Origin of the sequence: Psychromicrobium lacuslunae, assembly GCF_000950575.1 — a bacterium.
GTDB lineage: Bacteria > Actinomycetota > Actinomycetes > Actinomycetales > Micrococcaceae > Renibacterium > Renibacterium lacuslunae.
Genome location: NZ_CP011005.1, coordinates 1,972,870 through 1,992,065 on the forward strand (window position 1 = coordinate 1,972,870; position 19,196 = coordinate 1,992,065).

General features: G+C 60.0%; 18 protein-coding genes. 4 read left to right on the forward strand and 14 right to left on the reverse strand.

Translation table 11 applies throughout. The features are described 5' to 3' along the window. Positions 1-135: 135 nt before the first annotated feature. Together UM93_RS09215 and guaB are read right to left on the reverse strand one after the other, a co-directional pair. Positions 136-1,263, reverse strand: coding sequence for a GuaB3 family IMP dehydrogenase-related protein (locus tag UM93_RS09215; RefSeq protein ID WP_045075147.1), 1,128 nt, complete (start codon positions 1,261-1,263; stop codon positions 136-138). A 111-nt stretch (positions 1,264-1,374) separates the two neighbouring features. After that, entirely contained in the window at positions 1,375-2,892 is a 1,518-nt protein-coding gene (gene guaB, locus UM93_RS09220) for an IMP dehydrogenase (RefSeq protein ID WP_045075148.1), read from the reverse strand. Between the two features lie 323 nt (positions 2,893-3,215). Here guaB and UM93_RS09225 point away from each other — a divergent pair, with 323 nt between their 5' ends. Then, positions 3,216-4,265, forward strand: a complete 1,050-nt coding sequence (locus tag UM93_RS09225; RefSeq protein ID WP_082057079.1) for a DUF389 domain-containing protein — start codon at positions 3,216-3,218, stop codon at positions 4,263-4,265. 24 nt (positions 4,266-4,289) lie between these two features. On the opposite strand, the gene UM93_RS09230 is transcribed toward UM93_RS09225, so the two are convergent. The 3 genes from UM93_RS09230 to groES all read right to left on the reverse strand — a co-directional run bounded on the left by UM93_RS09230 (position 4,290) and on the right by groES (position 8,583). Beyond that, the gene (locus UM93_RS09230) at positions 4,290-6,398 is read right to left on the reverse strand and encodes an acyltransferase family protein (protein WP_234399281.1); all 2,109 of its coding nucleotides are present in this window, start codon (positions 6,396-6,398) and stop codon (positions 4,290-4,292) included. Positions 6,399-6,560: 162 nt separating this feature from the next. Then, the gene (groL, locus tag UM93_RS09235; protein WP_045075149.1) at positions 6,561-8,174 is read right to left on the reverse strand and encodes a chaperonin GroEL; all 1,614 of its coding nucleotides are present in this window, start codon (positions 8,172-8,174) and stop codon (positions 6,561-6,563) included. A gap of 112 nt (positions 8,175-8,286) precedes the next feature. Next, positions 8,287-8,583, reverse strand: a complete 297-nt coding sequence (gene groES, locus UM93_RS09240; RefSeq protein ID WP_045075150.1) for a co-chaperone GroES — start codon at positions 8,581-8,583, stop codon at positions 8,287-8,289. A gap of 265 nt (positions 8,584-8,848) precedes the next feature. Between groES and UM93_RS09245 the strand changes: the two genes are divergently transcribed. Further along, complete coding sequence (locus tag UM93_RS09245; RefSeq protein ID WP_045075152.1) at positions 8,849-10,081, forward strand: THUMP-like domain-containing protein; 1,233 nt, start codon at positions 8,849-8,851, stop codon at positions 10,079-10,081. A 31-nt stretch (positions 10,082-10,112) separates the two neighbouring features. Here the strand turns inward: UM93_RS09245 and UM93_RS09250 are convergent, their stop codons facing one another. From UM93_RS09250 to UM93_RS09260, 3 genes are all read right to left on the reverse strand, one after another. Then, entirely contained in the window at positions 10,113-10,925 is an 813-nt protein-coding gene (locus UM93_RS09250) for a shikimate 5-dehydrogenase (protein ID WP_234399282.1), read from the reverse strand. A 95-nt stretch (positions 10,926-11,020) separates the two neighbouring features. Continuing rightward, positions 11,021-11,143, reverse strand: a complete 123-nt coding sequence (ykgO, locus tag UM93_RS09255; RefSeq protein WP_045075153.1) for a type B 50S ribosomal protein L36 — start codon at positions 11,141-11,143, stop codon at positions 11,021-11,023. Positions 11,144-11,157: 14 nt separating this feature from the next. Then, positions 11,158-12,219, reverse strand: coding sequence for a GTP-binding protein (locus UM93_RS09260; protein WP_045075154.1), 1,062 nt, complete (start codon positions 12,217-12,219; stop codon positions 11,158-11,160). Positions 12,220-12,353: 134 nt separating this feature from the next. Here UM93_RS09260 and UM93_RS09265 point away from each other — a divergent pair, with 134 nt between their 5' ends. After that, positions 12,354-13,505: a glutamate--cysteine ligase gene (locus tag UM93_RS09265; RefSeq protein WP_045075156.1), complete on the forward strand. Its 1,152-nt coding sequence runs from the start codon at positions 12,354-12,356 to the stop codon at positions 13,503-13,505. Between the two features lie 12 nt (positions 13,506-13,517). Here UM93_RS09265 and tsaD read toward each other — a convergent pair whose 3' ends face one another. The 4 genes from tsaD to UM93_RS09285 are packed head-to-tail and all read right to left on the reverse strand — an operon-like array spanning position 13,518 to position 16,449. Further along, the gene (tsaD, locus tag UM93_RS09270; RefSeq protein WP_045075157.1) at positions 13,518-14,606 is read right to left on the reverse strand and encodes a tRNA (adenosine(37)-N6)-threonylcarbamoyltransferase complex transferase subunit TsaD; all 1,089 of its coding nucleotides are present in this window, start codon (positions 14,604-14,606) and stop codon (positions 13,518-13,520) included. Then, positions 14,603-15,073, reverse strand: coding sequence for a ribosomal protein S18-alanine N-acetyltransferase (gene rimI, locus UM93_RS09275; RefSeq protein WP_045075159.1), 471 nt, complete (start codon positions 15,071-15,073; stop codon positions 14,603-14,605). Before rimI ends, tsaD begins: the two co-directional genes overlap by 4 nt. Beyond that, complete coding sequence (gene tsaB / locus UM93_RS09280; RefSeq protein ID WP_045075160.1) at positions 15,070-15,738, reverse strand: tRNA (adenosine(37)-N6)-threonylcarbamoyltransferase complex dimerization subunit type 1 TsaB; 669 nt, start codon at positions 15,736-15,738, stop codon at positions 15,070-15,072. Before tsaB ends, rimI begins: the two co-directional genes overlap by 4 nt. A gap of 9 nt (positions 15,739-15,747) precedes the next feature. Then, complete coding sequence (locus UM93_RS09285) at positions 15,748-16,449, reverse strand: TetR/AcrR family transcriptional regulator C-terminal domain-containing protein (RefSeq protein ID WP_052663715.1); 702 nt, start codon at positions 16,447-16,449, stop codon at positions 15,748-15,750. A gap of 88 nt (positions 16,450-16,537) precedes the next feature. Between UM93_RS09285 and UM93_RS09290 the strand changes: the two genes are divergently transcribed. After that, positions 16,538-17,494: a quinone oxidoreductase family protein gene (locus UM93_RS09290; RefSeq protein ID WP_045075162.1), complete on the forward strand. Its 957-nt coding sequence runs from the start codon at positions 16,538-16,540 to the stop codon at positions 17,492-17,494. A 29-nt stretch (positions 17,495-17,523) separates the two neighbouring features. Here the strand turns inward: UM93_RS09290 and tsaE are convergent, their stop codons facing one another. Beyond that, on the reverse strand, positions 17,524-18,027 hold the full coding sequence (gene tsaE, locus UM93_RS09295) for a tRNA (adenosine(37)-N6)-threonylcarbamoyltransferase complex ATPase subunit type 1 TsaE (RefSeq protein WP_045075163.1): 504 nt from the start codon (positions 18,025-18,027) through the stop codon (positions 17,524-17,526). Then, positions 18,024-19,190: an alanine racemase gene (gene alr, locus UM93_RS09300; protein ID WP_045075165.1), complete on the reverse strand. Its 1,167-nt coding sequence runs from the start codon at positions 19,188-19,190 to the stop codon at positions 18,024-18,026. Before alr ends, tsaE begins: the two co-directional genes overlap by 4 nt. Positions 19,191-19,196 lie beyond the last annotated feature (6 nt).

Genomic DNA, 19,196 nt, shown 5'->3' on the forward strand with positions numbered 1-19,196 from the left:
TGCTGCCGAGCTAGCGGACCCAGCTGCGGGTTTTGCTGCTACGTTTCGGGTTCGTGGTGTTGGCACGGAAGCCTCCTCAAGATTGCCGATGATTCAACAATAGTTCCTCGCTCGCTAGAGCGATATGGAGCCCGCTCAGTACGGTGAAACAACCACCTCAACGCGCTGGAACTCTTTCAGATCTGAATACCCCGTAGTGGCCATCGAGCGACGCAGCGCACCCATTAGGTTTGAGGTCCCGTTCGCATGATGTGCCGGACCAAAAAGCACCTCTTGCAGCGGTCCGACTGTTTCCACTTCAACCCGATCACCGCGAGGCAGTTCCGAATGATGCGACTCAGCACCCCAGTGCCAGCCCTTGCCGGGTGCTTCTTCGGCGCGCGCCAGGGCGGTGCCGAGCATTACCGCGTCAGCGCCCATCGCGATGGCCTTAATGATGTCGCCACTGGTGCCCATCCCGCCATCGGCAATCACATGCACATAGCGCCCGCCGGATTCGTCCATGTAATCCCGGCGCGCGGTAGCCACATCGGAAATCGCGCTCGCCATCGGCGAGTGGATGCCTAGCGCACGCCTAGTGGTCGAACTAGCACCGCCACCGAAGCCGACCAGCACACCGGCTGCTCCGGTACGCATCAGATGCAGAGCCGGGGTATAACCGGCGGCGCCGCCCACAATCACCGGGACATCGAGTTCGTAAATGAACTGCTTGAGGTTAAGCGGTTCGCGATCCTTGGAGACATGCTCGGCGGAGACAGTGGTGCCGCGTATCACGAAGATATCGACGCCAGCAGCGAGTACCGTCTTATAGAACTCCTGAGTGCGCTGCGGTGTCAGCGCACCGGCGACTGTCACCCCGGCGGCTCGGATTTCGGCAAGCCTGGAGGTAATCAGCTCGGCCTGCACCGGGGCCTGATAGAGCTCCTGCAGGCGGCGGGTCGCGGCAGGGCTCTCTGCGGTGCCACTCAGCTCGGCGATCTCCTTGAGCACCGCCTCCGGATCCTCGTAGCGAGTCCACAGACCCTCGAGATCGAGTACGCCGAGGCCGCCAAGCTGACCGAGCGCGATCGCGGTGGCCGGAGAAGTAACCGAATCCATCGGTGCGCCGAGCACCGGGGTGTCGAACTGGTAAGCGTCAATCTGCCAGGAGATCGAGACCGCCTCTGGGTCACGGGTCCTTCTGGAGGGCACGATAGCTATCTCATCGAGGGAGTACGCTCGGCGTCCTCGTTTACCACGGCCAATCTCAATCTCGTAAGTCACCCGTCCAGCTTAGCTGGTCCTTTGCTCGGCGCGTTCGCGCCCGCTAACACTGCGCTGCACATTATCTGCTGGCAGCAGGCGCACCGAGTGAGACGAGAGCCAAGGTGTCTTTTAGCGCGTTCCATAGTTCGGTGCTTCGACGGTCATCTGAATATCGTGCGGGTGGGATTCCTTCAGCCCCGCCGCAGTGATCCGAACGAACTTGCCCTTGGCTTTGAGCTCGGGAATCGTGCGTGCGCCGGTGTAAAACATGGTCTGACGCAGGCCGCCGGAAAGCTGGTAAGCCACCGAGGACAGTGGCCCACGGTAAGCCACCCGCCCTTCGATGCCCTCGGGAATCAACTTATCGTCGCCCGAAACATCTGCTTGAAAGTAGCGGTCCTTCGAATAGGAAGTGTTTTTGCCACGAGTTTGCATCGCACCGAGCGAACCCATCCCCCGGTAGGACTTGAATTGCTTGCCGTTGACAAAAATCAGCTCGCCCGGAGCCTCTTCGGTGCCGGCCAGCAACGAACCGAGCATCACGGTATCGGCCCCGGCAACCAGCGCCTTGCCGATATCGCCCGAGTACTGAAGACCGCCGTCGGCGATCAGCGGAACGCCAGCTGGGCCGGCTGCCTTGGCGGACTCGTAGATCGCGGTGACCTGCGGGACGCCAACGCCTGCCACCACCCGGGTGGTGCAGATCGAGCCCGGGCCAACGCCAACCTTGATGCCGTCCGCTCCCGCATCGATCAGCGCCTGAGCACCCTCTCTGGTGGCCGCCTGGCCGCCGATGATATCGACGTGTGCAGCTACCGGATCGGCTTTGAGCCGTGAAATCATTTCCAAAACACCCTGCGAGTGCCCGTTGGCGGTGTCCACGAACAACGCATCCACACCGGCATCGACCAGGCGCATCGCACGCTCCCAACCGTCCCCGAAGAAGCCAATAGCCGCTCCGACCCTGAGCCGGCCCTCATCGTCCTTAGTGGCGAGCGGGTACTGCTCGGCCTTGGTGAAGTCTTTGACGGTGATCAGACCGCGCAACCGACCGGCCTCGTCCACCAGTGGCAGCTTCTCGATCTTGTTCTTCGCCAGCAGCTCGGAGGCGTCCTCTCGGCTAATGCCGACCTTGCCGGTCACCAGCGGCATTTTAGTCATCACCTCGTGCACTCTGCGCTTCGGGAAATCAGACTCTAAGACGAAGCGGGTATCACGGTTGGTGACAATGCCGAGCAGATGCTCGGTCTCATCCACCACCGGCAACCCGGACACCCGGTAGCGGGCGCATAGCTCGTCTAGTTCTTGCAGAGTGGCTTCCGGGCCAATAGTGACGGGGTTGGTGATCATTCCGGATTCGCTGCGCTTCACCCGATCGACCTGCTCGGCCTGATCATCGATCGAGAGGTTGCGGTGCACCACGCCCAAGCCGCCCTGCCGGGCCATCGCAATAGCCATTCGGGACTCGGTGACGGTGTCCATCGCCGCCGACAGCAAAGGAGTCTGCACCGAAATGCGCTTGGAAAGCCGGGAAGAAGTATCTGCTTCGGAAGGGATGACGTCGGTGTGCCCGGGGAGCAGCAGCACGTCGTCGTAGGTCAGCCCAATCAGGGAGAACGGGTCGTTCGGAAGTTCATTGTGAGTCATGATCACCTAATGCTGGTATCGGCCTATTACGGGTAAGGGATATTTGCCTGCAACCGATGACCGGCGCGTGATTACGGGCCCGGCCTGTGCTTAGTACCAGTCTAAACGACGGCGGGGCCTGCTCTATTCCGCTGATCCCCGCCCATCCCCGTACTCGTCTTCCCGGTGGTCCCGCTGAGCGTTATCAGAGTTAAGGATGTTCGCTGCATTACTAAACCCGGGTAACTTCTGCGTTATTCGATGGGATAGCCGGGAAGGACGCAGGGCGAACTGGCCGCTTGGACTGAGCTGGGATGTGCGGCTGAGGTGGGTAAGGTGATGCCATGACATTGCAGGTTCGCGTGGTTAGCCCGGCTGAGCTCACCGACACCGTTATTGAATTGGCGCAGACGCAGCTCGGAACTGCCGAGGTCGCTGTTTTCAAAGCAGCTTCGATGCTACCCCCGGGTGATGTGGTGACGATTCAGGTGGTTCGCGAAGCAGCCGGTGAACTAATCGAGAATCTCAACGCTTTAGAGCTCGGGCAAGATGGTTCGATCACCGTTAGCGCACCCGATCTGGTGCTCTCCGAGCGAGCTAAAGCGGCTGAGGAAGCGGCGCCCGGTGAAGGCGCGGATGCGGTGATCTGGGACGAAGTCGCCGCCAGCACCAACGAGGATGCCAAGCTCTCCTGGAGTTTCCTCGCATTTTTGGTGATCGCCACTCAACTCGCCGGCATTGGCATTGTCACCAATTCCACTATCGCCATCGTTGGAGCCATGGTGGTCGGCCCGGAGTTCGGCCCGCTGGCCGGGCTGGCGCTCGCTCTGGTAGATCGGCGCTGGGGCCTGGCTCGTCGCGCCGCCCTGGCCCTGCTAGTTGGTTTCCCGGTGGCGATGGCTGTCTGCGCCTTAGCCACCTGGGTTTCGGTGCCGCTCGGCTTAGTGCCTGCCGATCTGCTCTCGCACGGCGACCCAGCCACCGAGTTCATCTATCACCCCGGACCTTATTCCTTCATTGTCGCGGTGCTGGCCGGGGCCGCCGGCATGCTGTCACTGATCGGACGCAAGTCAGCGGTGCTGGTCGGGGTGTTTATCTCAGTGACAACGGTGCCCGCGGCTGGTTTCGTCGCGGTCGCCCTGGTGCTTGGTGAACCCGCTAAGGCCGGGGCCTCAGCGCTTCAATTACTGCTCAACCTGCTCGGCATCGTGGTCTCAGCGGTCGCCGTGCTCATCATTTATCGATTCATCAGAGCCCGCAAACCGCAGCCGCTCAGCCTCGCCGAGAGCAAGCGCCAGCGCCATAATCCCTACCTCCGGAACGCTTCGGCATCGGCCAAATTACAGGCAAATGAAAAAGCGAACAACACCGGCCAGCGGGGCAGCAATCACTAGCGACCGATCGCTAAGTACCAACCGCTAAGAACTGGCCCAACCACTGGCTTTCAGCAGCCTTTGGGCAAACACCGGTCCCATTGAGGCCGAATAATCCTTGGTGAGGTGGTTATCGTCGATGTAAACGAAGATATTGCCAATGACCCCAGGGCAGCTGTTCTGCGCGCAGATATAGTCACTCATATCGAGAGTAATAAGCCCCGGCGGCTTAGCCTCAAGCGATTCGAAGGGGCTCAGCTCAGCCAATAAATCACCACGTTGAGGATTACAATCATCGGCTTGGCTGCCTTTGGAAATCACACACTCCGCCATATTGAAAGCGAATCTCGGGTTATCCCGCATCGCCACCACACTGATGCCGTTGGCAATGAGTTCGGTAGTAGCCTCGGTAAAACCCGGCTGCAGGACTTCCTCAGGAGAGGACGGTTTCGCCGCCGTTCCCACCATCAGCACAGCGTCGGGAGAGCGTTGCAGCAAATAGTCGGTGGCTTCGGCATTGAACGCATTACAATCGTCACTGGCCGTCGGCTGGCTGGTGCTATAAGGACAGGCCGCTTTAATGATGGAAATCATCTGCCAGTTATTTTGATCGGCTGCATACTGGAGCGCCGGCATCCATTGCTCGGAATGTGAATCGCCGATCACCACTATTGACTTCGCCGGGCTATCGGTCACCGAGTGTGAGCGGCAAACGGCGTTGATCTCTTTGACCTCGCTGAGCCATTTGCCCGCGCAGCTGGAGTCAAGCACTGCGAACTGTTCGGAGATTTTCGACGCCGCAGGTTGAGTTGGCGCCTCCGGGTTACCACCCGGTTCGAAACCTGGAACCAGCGCGGCGGCCCCCGGGTTGTCCGCCGAAGAGTTTTTCGAAGCCTCTATCACCTGAGCTTTCATCGCGCCTTGCCAGCCTAGAAGCGGCACGATAGCGAGGAAGACGCAGGCTGAAACCAGCAGGATAGGCCGGTGCCAGGCCGCCTCGACCCAGACAAAACGACGCACCGGCCGTTCGACGAACTTAGTTGACAGGATCGCCAACAGCGCAGCTAGCAGAATGATCGCAGCCCCGGTCAGCCAATCAACCGAGTCGCGATTTTGCCAGCTCAGGAAGATCACCAGGATCGGCCAGTGCCATAGATACAGCGCGTAAGAATTACCACCCATAAAACGCATGAAGGGTGCGCTCAGTATTCGGTCAGCACCAAACTTAGAGGCGCTACTGCCCGCCGCGATCACCATTGCCGCAGCCAGCGTCGGCCACAGCGCCAAATAACCGGGGAACTGCTGATCTACCTGCAAGACCAGACCGCAACTAATAATTAGTAGCAGGCCAAGCCAGCCGATCAGGACTCTGACTGCTCGGGACATCTTCAGGTGCGGTAACGCTAGGGCGAGTAAGGACCCGAGCGCGAACTCCCAGAGACGGGTGCGCAAATCAAAGTAAGCGAAGCTCTGATTACTCTGCGTGAAGATGATGGAGAAAGCCAGCGAGGCGACGAAAATACCACCGAAAACAATCCACATCATGGTCTTCAGATTCCAGCCCAGCTTGCGCCTCAGCAGCGCTAATGCCGCGAAAATGATCGGCCACAGTAGGAAGACCTGAGCTTGCATGGACAATGACCAGAAGTGTTGGAAAGGGCTGGCCACATTGTGCGCGGCGTAGTAGTCGACCGAGTTGAAAGCGGCCGCCCAGTTTTCAAAATAGAACAGTGAGGCCCAAGCGTCGGAAATAATCGATGGCCACCGGTTCCCAGGCAGCAACCACCAACTCAGCAGCACGGTCACTGCTATCACCAACACCGCAACCGGCAATAGCCGCTTCAGCAAATGCAACCAGTGTTTGCCGAGCCGGATCGGCTCATCTCGTTCGATCCGGCGGACGAATTGGCCGGTCATCAGGAACGCCGAGATCAGCAGGAAAATATCGACACCGCCGGAGACGCGTCCCAGCCAGACGTGGTAAATCACCACTAAGAAGACCGCTAGGAAGCGTAAGCCTTCAACTTCCGGTCGGAAAGCGCGCTTCGGTGGGCTGCTAGCACCGTCCTGATTGCCTCTCGCAATCGACGACTCAGGCCCTTGCCGAGGCAGCATCGACGTCCGGTTTGGGGTGGCACGGGGCCGGTCCTTCACGGAAAAACTCCTCGGCTGGCGTCAGAACCCCTAAAACGTTACCAGTTCTTAACCTAAGATTTCGCTGTACGGCTTTCGACTTAAACGCCTCGAGTGTGCAGATCTACAGCTTATGACGGGCATAAAACGTGTAGATCTGCACACTCGATAACGGTTTAGAGCTTAGTGCTGGTGGCCTTCGTGAGAATCTTCATCCTCTTCGGGCTTCTCAGCAACCAAGGCTTCGGTGGTGAGCACCAGAGCCGCGATCGAGGCTGCATTGCGCAGCGCCGAACGGGTCACCTTGACCGGGTCGATAACACCCTGCTCGATCAGATCGCCGTACTCACCGCTGGCGGCATTGAAGCCGTGTCCATCGGGAAGCTGAGCAACCTTGTCGATCACCACGTAGCCATCGTGCCCGGCGTTCTCGGCGATCCAGCGCAGCGGCTGTGCCACCGCGCGGCGAACCAAGTTGATCGAGGTCGCCGCGTCGCCTTCAAGAGCCTTTACTTCGGGGCTCTCATCGAGAGCCTTGGCGGCCTGCACCAGGGCGGAGCCGCCACCGGCGACGATGCCTTCTTCGAGAGCTGCACGGGTGGAGGAAACAGCATCTTCGATGCGGTGTTTCTTCTCTTTTAGCTCGACCTCGGTGGCTGCGCCAACCTTGATCACGCCGATGCCACCGGCCAATTTCGCCAGTCGCTCCTGCAGCTTTTCCTTGTCCCAGTCCGAGTCAGTGCGAGCCAGTTCGGCGCGCAGCTGCGCGATCCGATCAGCAACGTCCTGCTCGGTGCCAGCACCGTCGACGATCGTGGTGTTGTCCTTGGTGACGGTAATCCGACGAGCGGTACCGAGCACCTCAAGACCCACCTGATCAAGCGCGAGGCCAATTTCCGGAGAAACGATCTGGCCGCCAGTGAGGATAGCGATGTCTTGCAACATCGCCTTACGGCGGTCGCCGAAACCGGGAGCCTTGACGGCCACCACGTTAATGGTGCCGCGCAGCTTGTTCACGATCAGCGTCGAAAGCGCTTCGCCGTCGACGTCCTCAGCAATGATGAAGAGCGGCTTCGAGGCCTTGAGCACCTTCTCCAGCAGCGGCAGGAATTCCTGAACCGAGGAGATCTTGCCCTGGTTGATCAGGATCAACGCATCTTCCAGCACAGCTTCCTGGCGCTCGTGATCGGTGACGAAATGCGGCGACAAGTAGCCCTTATCGAACTGCATGCCCTCGGTGAGTACCAATTCGGTCTGCATTGAGGAGGACTCCTCGATGGTGATTACACCATCCTTGCCGACCTTATCGAAAGCCTCGGCCAGCAACTCGCCGATCTCGGCGCTCTGCGCTGAAATCGCGGCGACGCTGGCCACCTGGCCACCGGAAACCTCGCGAGCGTTCTCCAGCAACCGGTCGGCGATGGCCTCAACCGAGACCTCGATGCCGTGCTTGAGCGCGCCCGGAGCGGCACCAGCCGCTACGTTCCGCAGACCCTCCTTGACCAGAGCCTGGGCAAGAACGGTTGCCGTGGTGGTGCCGTCGCCAGCAACATCATTTGTCTTGGTGGCAACTTCTTTGGCAAGCTGCGCACCCAGGTTCTCGTAGGGGTCATCCAGCTCAACTTCGCGAGCGATGGTGACGCCGTCATTGGTAATAGTGGGGGCACCCCACTGCTTCGCCAGCACAACGTTCCGTCCGCGCGGGCCAAGGGTGACCTTGACCGCGTTGGCTAGGCGGTCAACGCCAGCCTCCAGGGAACGCCGGGCGGCGTCATTGAATGCAATCTGTTTTGCCATGAGTCATTGTCCTTATCTGACAGAGGCCCCGGACCTGGCGGACCGGGGCGTCTGAAGAGGTCCATTCCGCCGGAGACCGCACCTCAACGCGCGGTTTCCGAGAATGGAATTGTTACTTAACGACGATGGCCAGAACGTCACGGGCCGAGAGCACCAGCAGCTCGTCGCCACCGGTCTTGACCTCGGTTCCACCGTACTTGGAGTAGATCACGACGTCGCCCACGGCGACATCGATCGGCACCCGGTTGCCATTGTCATCAACGCGGCCTGGGCCAACGGCGACAACTTCGCCTTCCTGGGGCTTTTCTTTAGCGGAATCCGGGATCACTAGACCCGAAGCAGTGGTCTGCTCGGCTTCCAGCTGGCGGACAACAATACGATCCTCAAGAGGCTTAATAGAGACCGACACTCGGACCTCTCCTTCTCAGTAAACTCAGCGGTTTTTTAGGCCACGGCAGCCCCACGTGGCGTTGCGCCTACCGTCGTCGCGGTGCCGGTGTGTGCAACTGTGGGTGCCGTGATGGCTTAGCACCCTCCTAGTGAGAGTGCTAATAACGACTCTATGAGCGGATTAGCACTCGGTCAAGGTGAGTGCTAATTTCTGTCATCTTTAGCGCTCAGAGCGAACTCTCGGCGCGCGGTCGACGAAACCTCGGGCGATAAGCTTGTGAATTATGGCTGATGATTTGATTGCCCCTTTGCTCACCCCTGAAGGCTGGGACTTATTGGCCACCGTAGGTCCTTACCAGGAGAAGAATTCACTCGCACTGGCGGAGAAAATGCGCAAGGCCGGGCACTCAGCCGAACTCACCTCTGCGGTGCTCACGCAGGCCCGGTTGCGTACCAAAGCGAGCGCAAAATTCGGGGAATTCGCACAGCAAATGCTCTTCACTCAGCAAGGCTTAGAACAAGCCACCCGCTTGCAGGTTGCGGTTTTGCACGCCCAGCGATTCGCCGAAGCCGGAATTGCCAAGATCGCCGATCTGGGCTGTGGCTTGGGAGCTGACTCGCTCGCATTTAGCACCTTAGACCTCGCGGTGACCGCAGTGGAGCAGGACGAGATCACGGCAGCCTGCGCCACCATCAATCTGATGCCCTTCCCGAATGCGCGGGTAATCCAAGCCGAGGCCAGCACGGTGGACCTCGACGATGCCGAGGCCGTCTGGCTTGACCCGGCACGGCGAACCACCTCAAGCTCTGGCAGCACTCGAATCTTTGACCCTGAGGCATTCTCGCCGCCGCTCTCCTTCGTCGAGCAGCTCGCCGATCGCGACCTGCCGGTGGGCGTAAAAATGGGCCCGGGCATCCCCCACGAGTCAATTCCGGCGGGCTGTGAGGCGCAGTGGGTCTCGGTCGGCGGTGAGTTGGTTGAGGCTACCCTCTGGTTCAACCAGCTAGCCCGGCCCGGGATTCGTCGAGCGGCGCTATTGCTCGGCGATGGAGGTGCTTCCGAGCTGACCAGTCCGCTCGACTATCTGCCCGCAGAACAGGATGCGCCGCTGGGCCCGTTGGAGGGTTATCTCTACGAACCAGATAGCGCGGTCATTCGCGCCGGACTGGTGGCTGATCTAGCCAGGCATCTTGGCGTGCATTTGATTGACCCGCAGATCGCCTACCTCTGCTCGGCGGAACTGATCGCTACTCCTTTTGCTCGGGCCTACCGGGTGCTTGAAGTCTTGCCGTACAACGTCAAGACACTGCGTTCCTGGGTGCGGGAAAACAATATTGGCAGCCTGGAGATCAAGAAACGCGGCACCGCCGTCACTCCCGAGGAGCTCCGCAAGCAGTTGCTGGCCGGAGGATCCAAAAAGGCTAAGAGATCGGCAACTCTGGTGTTGACCCGATTGGGCAACGACCGGGTTGCCGCAGTGGTTGAACCGATCCAACAGTTGAACCGGCCAGAATGAGACCTTGCGGCTCAGCGAAGCGCGTTAGGCCTTAGGCTCTGGAGAACTCCGAGGCCGCCCGGACCTGCTCAACGCTCGGTCGTACCCCGGTATACAAAACAAACTGCTCCTCGGCCTGAATGGCAATTACCTCGGCGCCAGAAATGATCTTTTTCCCGGCGGCTCTGCCCGCCTTGATCAGTGGCGTTTCGGCCGGGAGGGCAACGACGTCGAAAACAGTCTCGGCGGCGTCAATGGTTTGCGCAGTGAAGGCTAGGACCTCCTCCTCCGCGCCCTGCATGCCCAGCGGTGTGACATTGATCAGCAGCTGGGCGGTGCGTTCGCCCGCCTCGGCAGTCCAGTCAAAGCCATAAAGCTCGGCGAGCGGGCGACCGGTTGATTCGTTCCTGGCGACGATGGTCACCGCGCGGAAGCCCGCATCCCGCAGGGCTGCGGCGACGGCCTTTGCCATCCCCCCGGAGCCCTGCAGCAGCACGGTACTTGTGGCCGCTATCCGGTGTTCCCGGAGTAGGCGTTCAATAGCCAGATAGTCGGTGTTGTAGGCGGTCAGCACGCCACTGTCATTGACAATGGTGTTGACCGAGTCGATCGCCGCTGCCGAGGCGTCGAGCCGATCCACTAAAGCGATGACTTGTTCCTTATAGGGCATCGAAACAGCCGCGCCACGGATCCCCAGACCACGGATTCCGCGTACCGCATCGGCTAGGTCTACCGGCGCGAAGGCTTTATAGACGTAGTTGAGGTTGAGCTCTTCGTACAGGTAATTATGAAAACGGGTGCCGATATTGCTCGGCCGGGCCGCCAGCGAGATGCACAGCGTCATGTCTTTGTTCAGAATGGGCACCTAGTCATTGTGCCGCATGAGTGAAGCAATGTTTCTAACTCGCAGCAATCCGTTGGCAGCACTCAGCTGAGCTCAGCGCCGAACAACCCCTGGGCTTAGCCCTGGCGCGCCTTCATCCTCGGATTATTCTTATTGATCACGAAGGTCCGCCCGCGCCGCCGCACGATCTGTGCGCCGGGAAGCTTCTTCAGGGCTCGCAATGAGTTTCTAACTTTCATGATTTTTTGCTCCTTCAGTTACTGACGTTCAAACCAAACGGGTCGTTGAAATATTCCGCTTTTCGGCGACTCTCAGCCGGGCTGAGTTGCGCTTTTTCGAGCAGTCCTTGCACCTCGGATTCGACGATTTCAGCCGCTCTGCCGGTGAGCGCTAGCACGCTGGCGGGCTGCTCACCGCCGGCCAGCCAATCGCCGGTGCTCTCTAGCCAAAGCCGCGGCCCGATGCCTTGCATGGCGATTCGTTGAGCGGGCGCCGAGGCCATCCAGATCCGACCCCTGAGCCAACAGCTGCCGGCCGCCAGGGTTGGTAAGGCGAGCCGGAAACGGTCCGGATGCAGTGGACGTTGCAGCTCGACCCGCACAGTGCGGAAGGCTCCACCGCCCCGTCTGCTTGCCACCCGCACCTCCCCCGGCGACTGCCTACGCATTACCTCATGGGCATCGAAACAACCGGGTCGTAATTCATCGGCAGAACTGGCGAGGGTGGCGTGCGGGGCAAGTTCGCTGAGCAGTTCCAGCCCGACCGGCTGATTCGGATCCGCGAATTGACTCAGCGATCGGCTAAGCGATGACGAGGTCAGCACGGTGTCCGCCTGAGCGAGTGCCGCCACCATGAACTCCCCGGAGGTACGTTGGTCCCTGGGCGACCCGGTGATGCCTAGCTCGGAAAGTTCACGGCGGTCCCAGAGCTGGTCTTCCAGCTCGGCCGGATCGAGCGCCAGAACCGCGTTATCAATGCTGAATTCCTCATCAAGTTGAGCATAAAGAGCCTCCATCACCAGGTCCGGCTCCACCCCGGGTGGCAACGCCAGTACGGCGTGTGGCACCCCTTCGTGAATCAATCGACGCACGGTGGGCACCACATCAAGTCGGACCGTGCACGAAAGGCAGCCGTGTTCCAGCTCGCTGCTCGACCGCTCGGTGAGCTTCCCACCCCGATAAATCCGGCGTAGCACAGTAGCTTCCTGAATCAGGTCATGGACCACCACAACCGAATCTAGGTGCGTGCCGGAAAGCAGTTCAGCGGCGAATTGTCGGCATTGGGGATCGAGCGAAGCCAGCAAGGAAAGATGCATATCCTCTAAGTTATATGAGAATGATTCTCATATACAAATTAATGGCCGTAACCGTGCACGTCACAAAGTGATAGCTGTCTTAGACTTAGACGTTCCTGTACTACTCAGTAACGCACGTCTGAAGGGGGCGAACCATGGATATCCACTTCGGCGAATCCGCCCAGTCGACATTAGGAGTTGAATGGGAACTCGCCCTGATCGATGCCGCGAGCGGCGAGCTGACCCCTCAGGCCGATGCGCTACTCGGGGTGATCAATCAAGAGCATCCCGAACTGCAGGCTGATGAAGAGCACCCGCACATTAAGCGCGAATTGCTGTTGAACACGCTCGAGTTGGTCACCGGAGTCTGCGGCAGCGTGGCCGAAGCCAAAGAGGACCTCAATCGCTCACTGAGCACGGTGCGCGAGGCTGGTGAACGCTTCGGTGTGGAGTTAATGTGTTCCGGCACCCATCCTTTCAGCCAATCCCGCTCCCAACCGGTGACCGACAAAGAACGTTACGCCAAGCTGATCGATCGCACCCAGTGGTGGGGCTCGCAAATGGTGATTTACGGTGTGCACGTGCATGTTGGTTTGGATTCCAAGTTCAAGGCACTGCCGGTCCTTGACGGCCTAGTGAATTATTTTCCACATTTTCAAGCGCTCTCCGCCTCCTCACCATTCTGGAACGGCGAGGATACCGGCTATGCCTCCCAACGTGCATTGCTGTTCCAGCAGCTGCCCACCGCCGGGCTGCCCTTCCAGTTCGATGACTGGCGCGGCTATGAGCACTACGTCGAAGACATGATGACCACCGGGGTGATCGACCAGCTCTCGGAGATCCGCTGGGATATTCGCCCGGTGCCGGCCCTTGGCACCATCGAAATGCGGGTCTGCGATGGACTTGCCACCCTGGAGGAGGTCGGCGCCATTGCGGCACTCACCCAATGCTTAGTGCAATCCTTCTCCGATACCCTCGATAACGGCGGCTCAATCCCGACTATGCCGCCATGGCATGTCCAGGAGAATAAATGGCGAGCCGCGCGCTACGGCTTGGACGCCATTATCATCCTTGATGCCCAGTCGAATGAGCGGCTGGTCACCGACGATCTAATCGAGTTGCTGAACAAACTAGAACCGGTGGCCAAACGATTGGACTGCGCTAGCGAGCTGGCCGATGTAGAACGCATTATTCGACGCGGCGCCGGCTACCAGCGTCAGCGGCAGGTTGCGGCCGCGCATCAGGGTGAGTTGAGGCCCGTGGTGGATGATTTAGTCAGCTTGCTGCGAAGCGGTTATCAGGACTAGTCAGGCACAGCTTTACTGTCCGAGCAGGATGGTGCTGACCGGCAGCGAAGAGTCCGGCGCGAAATCAATCCCGCTGGGGGCAGCGCCGGCGGCTACCAATTGGGACCCCAACGCAGCCACCATGGCACCGTTGTCCGTACAGAGCGAAATGGCTGGCACTAGAAGCTTGATTCCGGCGCGCTCGGTTCGTTCGGCCAGCAGCTCCCGAAGCCGCGAATTAGCGGCCACCCCGCCGCCCAGCAGCAGGGTGTCCAGCCCTTGCTCTTGGCAAGCCAACACGGCCTTTGCGGTAATCACGTCGAGCACCGCTTCCTGGAAGGAAGCAGCGATATCCGCGGTCGGCACCGGTTCCCCCGCTGCCTCCAGCTGCTCTACTTTGCGCACAACGGCTGTCTTCAAACCGGAAAACGAGAAATCATACCGGTGTGGGCCGGGCGCTTCGGCGCTTCCCAGGTACTTCGGTGCGGTAAGCGCTCGGGGGAATTTCACTGCCGCACGGTCACCTGTTTTGGCCAGCCGATCAATCGCGGGACCGCCCGGATAGTTCAGCCCGAGAATCCTGGCGATTTTGTCGAAAGCTTCGCCGGCCGCGTCATCAATGGTGGCACCGAGCAGCTCGACATTGTCCGTCAGGCTACGCACCCGCAATATCTCGGTATGCCCACCCGAGACCAGCAACGCCCCTAGGCGTTCCGGGAGCTGTTCCCCCGCTGAGATGCCCAGACTGGAATCCAACAACGCCACCCCGACATGCGCCACCAGATGGTTGATCGCATAAAGCGGCTTGCCGGTCGCAATTGAGAGCGCCTTCGCGGCACACACCCCGACCATCAACGCCCCGGCTAGCCCAGGGCCGGCGGTCACCGCGATCGCCTCGATCTCCTCAAGGCTCACCTCCGCGGTTTCGAGTGCTTCGTTCAGGGTCGGAACAATGGTTTCCAGATGCGCCCTAGAAGCAATTTCAGGGATCACGCCGCCAAACCGCACGTGCTCCTGCATTGACGAGGACACTGTATTCGCCAGCAAAGTAGTGCCACGCACAATGCCAACACCGGTTTCATCGCAGGAGGACTCAATGCCCAAAATGAGTGGTTCGTTCACTGCGCGTCCTCCTGAGAGAGCAGCGAAAGCTGCATAACCAGCGCATCAACGCCGCCCCGGTAATAGCGCGGCCGAGTGTGGATGTGCTGGAAGCCGAAACGTCGGTACAGCTGCTGTGCACGTGGGTTGTCCTGGCGGACCTCCAGTAGCAGGTCAATCGCGCCGCCTCGTTTAGCCTCATCGATCAAAGCGGTTAACAATTCGCTGCCGATCCCCTGGCCTTCACGGTCAGAACGCACCCCGATGGTCTGTACATCAGCAGTGGGCGGCACGCACATTAGCCCCGCGTAGCCAATTAACTCCTCGTCCAGTTCGACCACTAAGTAGTAGCGGCTGGGCTGAGCGAGTTCGTCAACGAAGGCTTGACGGGGCCAGGCGTCCTCCGGGAAAAGCTCATCCTCCAGCGCGCTGACCGCATCGATATCTTCCGCCGTCATTCGACGGATAGTGGCTGAAAGCTGGTTCATAGTGCTCGCTTTCGCGGCCCGGGTACCTGCGCATCGGACTCGCGCAGGTATAACGGTGTGCTCTCGAGCAAAGCTTCTCCTTTGGCAAGTGCCGCCGCGGCGAACAAGCCCAGGGCAGCGGCTGTCGGCTGAGCCTCTTGGAATTCTGGCACCGCTCGCTCGCCGAGCATCTCGGCATAAAGACCCGCCCCATAGCCAAAGACCGGCAGCTCGGCGGGCAGCTCCGTCACCGGACCCACCTGGGGGCCCTCCAGCAGTTCGCCGTCAGCGGCGTAACGGGCCCAGTAAACTTCCTTGCGGCGCGCATCGGTGGCGATGATAAACGGCGAGACGGCGCGCTCAGCTCGCTCAAAGCTGAGCAGCACATCCCAAGCCAGGGCGTCCAGACTGATCACCCCGTGTAACGGAATCTGCCAGACATAAGCCAGCGTGCGCGCAGTGGCAATGCCGGAACGCAAGCCAGTGAAGGGGCCAGGCCCAACTCCGACCGCAATCGCTTCGGGCTTACCGCCAGGAGGAAGAGCGGAGAGCAGCTTCTCAATCCCCGAGGCGAGCACTTCGGCATGGCTGCGGGTATCTTCGGTCGCAAAACTGTCCAGCAGCACGCCGTCTTGGATCAGCGCGGCGCTGGCAATCGCCGAGGTGTCGATGGCAAGCAAAAGCACCGTCTAAGCCTAGTTGATTTTGCTGGCGAAGCCGATCAGCAGGCAGTTAATGGCAAAATCGAACTGCTGCTGCCGTTCACCGAGAAAATACTCGTTGGCCTCGCCAGTAAGCGGCGTGCTTTCTGTGCTGATCCGCTCACCTCTACGTTGCACACTATATGCCTCGGCGTAGTCATCTCGGTGCTGCTCCTCGATGACGAATCCGATCACGAAGTTATAGACGGTCTGCATTGACCAGATCGCATGCTGCAAGCTAAAGCCGGCAGCCTTCAGTATTCGCAAAGGTTCTTCCTGCCCTGCCAACAAGGAATCGTCGGTGAGCCGGGTGCCGGACACCAGCTTGGCGCCATCGCGGAAGGCGAGCAGTCGGCTACGGGTCTGCTGAGCCATCGCCCACAGTAGCTGCCGCCAACCGAGACCTCCTGGGGCAGTACCTTCGCCACCAGAAGACTCCGCATCTCCCGCCGCGACCTGGCTAGCGCCTTCATCGACGACTACAGCAATTGGCTGCGTCAGCAATTCACGCATAATTTCGGTTGCCATCAGATCGGCCAACGAACCCATGTCGGGTACGTGGTAATAGAGCGCCCCGGCCTGGACCTGGAGTCGCTGCGCCAACGCCCGCGCGGTAATCCCGTCCAGCCCGGACTCCGCGAGAATCGCAAAGGCTTCGGCGACAATGCGTTCGCTACTCAAACTAGGTTTGGCCATCTACCCCACGACTTAATGTTGACATTTGAACATTGTTCAATAAGACTATCAGAACAAGTTTGAACAATGTTCAATTGGAGGTTGAATAATGAAAGCAGCAGTAGTCACCGAATATGGTCAGCCACCCCGCTACGCCGACTTCGACGATCCGGGCGAACGGGAGGGCTATCAGCTAGTCACCATGCTCGCAGCCGGCGTTCATCAAATTGTCCGCTCCTTGGCCAGCGGGAATCATTATGGTTCCGGCGACGAGTTGCCCATAATTCCCGGCGTTGACGGCGTTGCGAGGCTCGCCGATGGAAGCCGAGCCTATGTTGGTGGCGCTCCCGATCCTTACGGCACTTTGGCCGAGTACACCATTGTTCCGCAGGGCTTCTCGATCCCGGTTCCTGAGGCCCTAGACTCAGCCACCGCAGCCGGCATTCTGAACCCGGCAATGTCTTCGTGGATGCCAATCTCGGGCGCTGGCGGTCTTGAACCAGGTGAAACGATATTGGTAGTTGGTGCCACCGGCACTTCAGGCCGATTGGCGGTGCAATTAGCAAAGGCCCGCGGCGCCGGTCGGGTGATCGCCGCTGGTCGGAATGCGGCAGTACTGGAGCAATTACCCGAGTTGGGCGCCGACGTGGTGGTTGATCTTAGCCAGGATCGAGATCAAACCATCGCCGCACTGCGGGATGCCGCTGGCGACGGCATCAATCTGGTGTTGGACTATGTCTGGGGCCCGGTCGCCGAAACAGTCTTAGAATCCTTGAGACGCAGCAGCCTCCCTCGGCAAGCTGGCCTGGTGCGGTACTGTCAGATTGGCGCCTTGGCAGGCCGAAACATCTCCTTAGATGCGGCATTGTTGCGCAGTTCGAACATACAGATCTCGGGCAGTGGAGCCGGCAGCATTGACCCCGCCGCACTGCTCAGGGAGTTACCCAAGCTACTGGAATTGGCGACCAACGGCGTCATCAATATCGACGTCAAACAAATACCGCTGTCCTCAATTTCTCAGGAGTGGGATTCCCCGGAACGGCTAGTTGTGCTGCCCCAGAGCTAAGCTCTCGCCGCGTGCCGTCAAAGTAACGGCTACTCCGAGCCGCTGCCAAGACTATCTAGCTCAGTCCTTGCCCAGCGCGGGCCCACCGCCGTCAGTTCAAGGACCCGAGGTTCAGAGTCCTCGTCCTCCCCTTCAGCTCCGGGAGCTTCACTGGGCCGTTCCAACCGGATCAGTAGGTAGGAATCGCTGAGGTGCTCCACCCGTTCCTCGCCCCACTCAACCACGGTGATCGACGAGTCAAGAGTGTTCTCCAGGTCAATATCGTCGATCTCCGCGGCTGAACCCAACCGATAAGCGTCCACGTGCACCAGATCGGGCCCGCCGACCAGAGACGGGTGGATCCTGACCAGCACAAAGGTTGGCGAGATGATGCCGGGCCGCACCCCGAGCGCGGCACCTAAAGCCTGGGTGAAGGTAGTTTTCCCGGCTCCCAGCTCGCCGGACAGAATCAGAAGATCCCCGGCTCTCAGCAGCCCTGCCAGCCGCGCGGCAAAGTCATTGGTGGCGGCGAGGTCGGCAAGCGAAACTCTCATTCGGCGCCCTGCTGAGAAGACTGCTCGGGCGGCGTCTCGTTCAAGTACACTCGCTGCACGCTCGGCGCGATTCGAGTCACCACTTCATAGTTAATGGTGCCGGCCGCTGCCGCCCATAGGTCAACCGAGGGATCCCCGTTCTCGGCTGCCCCGAAAAGCACCGCTTCCTCACCCAAGAGGGTCTCTCCGGTTGGCAATTGAGCGCCCAAGTCCACCACCATCTGGTCCATCGCGATCCGACCCACCACCGAATACACCTGATCGGCAATCCGCACTGGACCTCCGGTGGCGACTCGGGGCACCCCATCGCCATAACCGAGCGGAATCAAGGCCAAAGTGCTCGGCTGCGGGGTCCGATAGTTCAAGCCATAGGAGACGCCTTGACCGGCAGGCACCCGCTTGCAGTGCGCCACAAAAGTCTTCAGGGTCATCGCCGGTCGCAACCCTAGTTCTTCGGAAGTCTGCCCCTGGAACGGCGAGAGACCATAAATCCCCACCCCGGCGCGCACCAAATCAAAGTGAGTGTCTGGACGGGAGAAAATTGCCGGTGTGTTCGCCAGGTGCCGAACTTCGGCGTCGACCCCGGCATCCTCGGCGAGCGCCACTGCCTCCCGGAATCGTTCCAGTTGCAGATCGGTTTCATCCCGTTGCGGCTCGTCTGCCACCGCTAGGTGTGAAAACAGCCCGACCACTCTAAGCAATCCTTCGTCTTGATATTCCAGGGCTTCACCGACGAGTGAGTCCCATAATTCCACCGGGCTGCCATTGCGCCCCAGGCCGGTGTCGATTTTCAAATGCACCCGAGCGGGTCGCTGACATTCTCGGGCAGCGGCGACAATGTGATCGAGCTCCCAGCCGGAGACGCCAAGGTCAATACCGGCTTCTACTGCGGCGGCAAAGTCAGTATGCGGCGTGTGCAGCCAGGCCAGCAAAGGCACTTCTACTCCCGCGCTACGCAAGGTCAGCGCCTCGGAGACCCGGGCCACCCCAATCCAGCTGGCACCCGCCTCTACGGCAGCCTTGGCAACCGGGACCATACCGTGACCATAGCCATCGGCCTTCACCACAGCCATCAGCTGGGCGGGAGAGACGATCTCCGAAATTCGCCGCACATTGTGCCGAATGGCTTCGAGGTCAACCTGAGCTTGGCGTTCGGAAGTCATGATTCG

Coding starts and splice junctions, on each gene's coding strand:
- guaB (WP_045075148.1), bottom strand. CDS start 2,892: ATGACTCACAATGAACTTCCGAACGACCCGTTCTCCCTGATTGGGCTG.
- UM93_RS09225 (WP_082057079.1), top strand. CDS start 3,216: ATGACATTGCAGGTTCGCGTGGTTAGCCCGGCTGAGCTCACCGACACC.
- groL (WP_045075149.1), bottom strand. CDS start 8,174: ATGGCAAAACAGATTGCATTCAATGACGCCGCCCGGCGTTCCCTGGAG.
- UM93_RS09245 (WP_045075152.1), top strand. CDS start 8,849: ATGGCTGATGATTTGATTGCCCCTTTGCTCACCCCTGAAGGCTGGGAC.
- ykgO (WP_045075153.1), bottom strand. CDS start 11,143: ATGAAAGTTAGAAACTCATTGCGAGCCCTGAAGAAGCTTCCCGGCGCA.
- UM93_RS09260 (WP_045075154.1), bottom strand. CDS start 12,219: ATGCATCTTTCCTTGCTGGCTTCGCTCGATCCCCAATGCCGACAATTC.
- UM93_RS09265 (WP_045075156.1), top strand. CDS start 12,354: ATGGATATCCACTTCGGCGAATCCGCCCAGTCGACATTAGGAGTTGAA.
- rimI (WP_045075159.1), bottom strand. CDS start 15,073: ATGAACCAGCTTTCAGCCACTATCCGTCGAATGACGGCGGAAGATATC.
- UM93_RS09285 (WP_052663715.1), bottom strand. CDS start 16,449: ATGGCCAAACCTAGTTTGAGTAGCGAACGCATTGTCGCCGAAGCCTTT.
- UM93_RS09290 (WP_045075162.1), top strand. CDS start 16,538: ATGAAAGCAGCAGTAGTCACCGAATATGGTCAGCCACCCCGCTACGCC.
- tsaE (WP_045075163.1), bottom strand. CDS start 18,027: ATGAGAGTTTCGCTTGCCGACCTCGCCGCCACCAATGACTTTGCCGCG.
- alr (WP_045075165.1), bottom strand. CDS start 19,190: ATGACTTCCGAACGCCAAGCTCAGGTTGACCTCGAAGCCATTCGGCAC.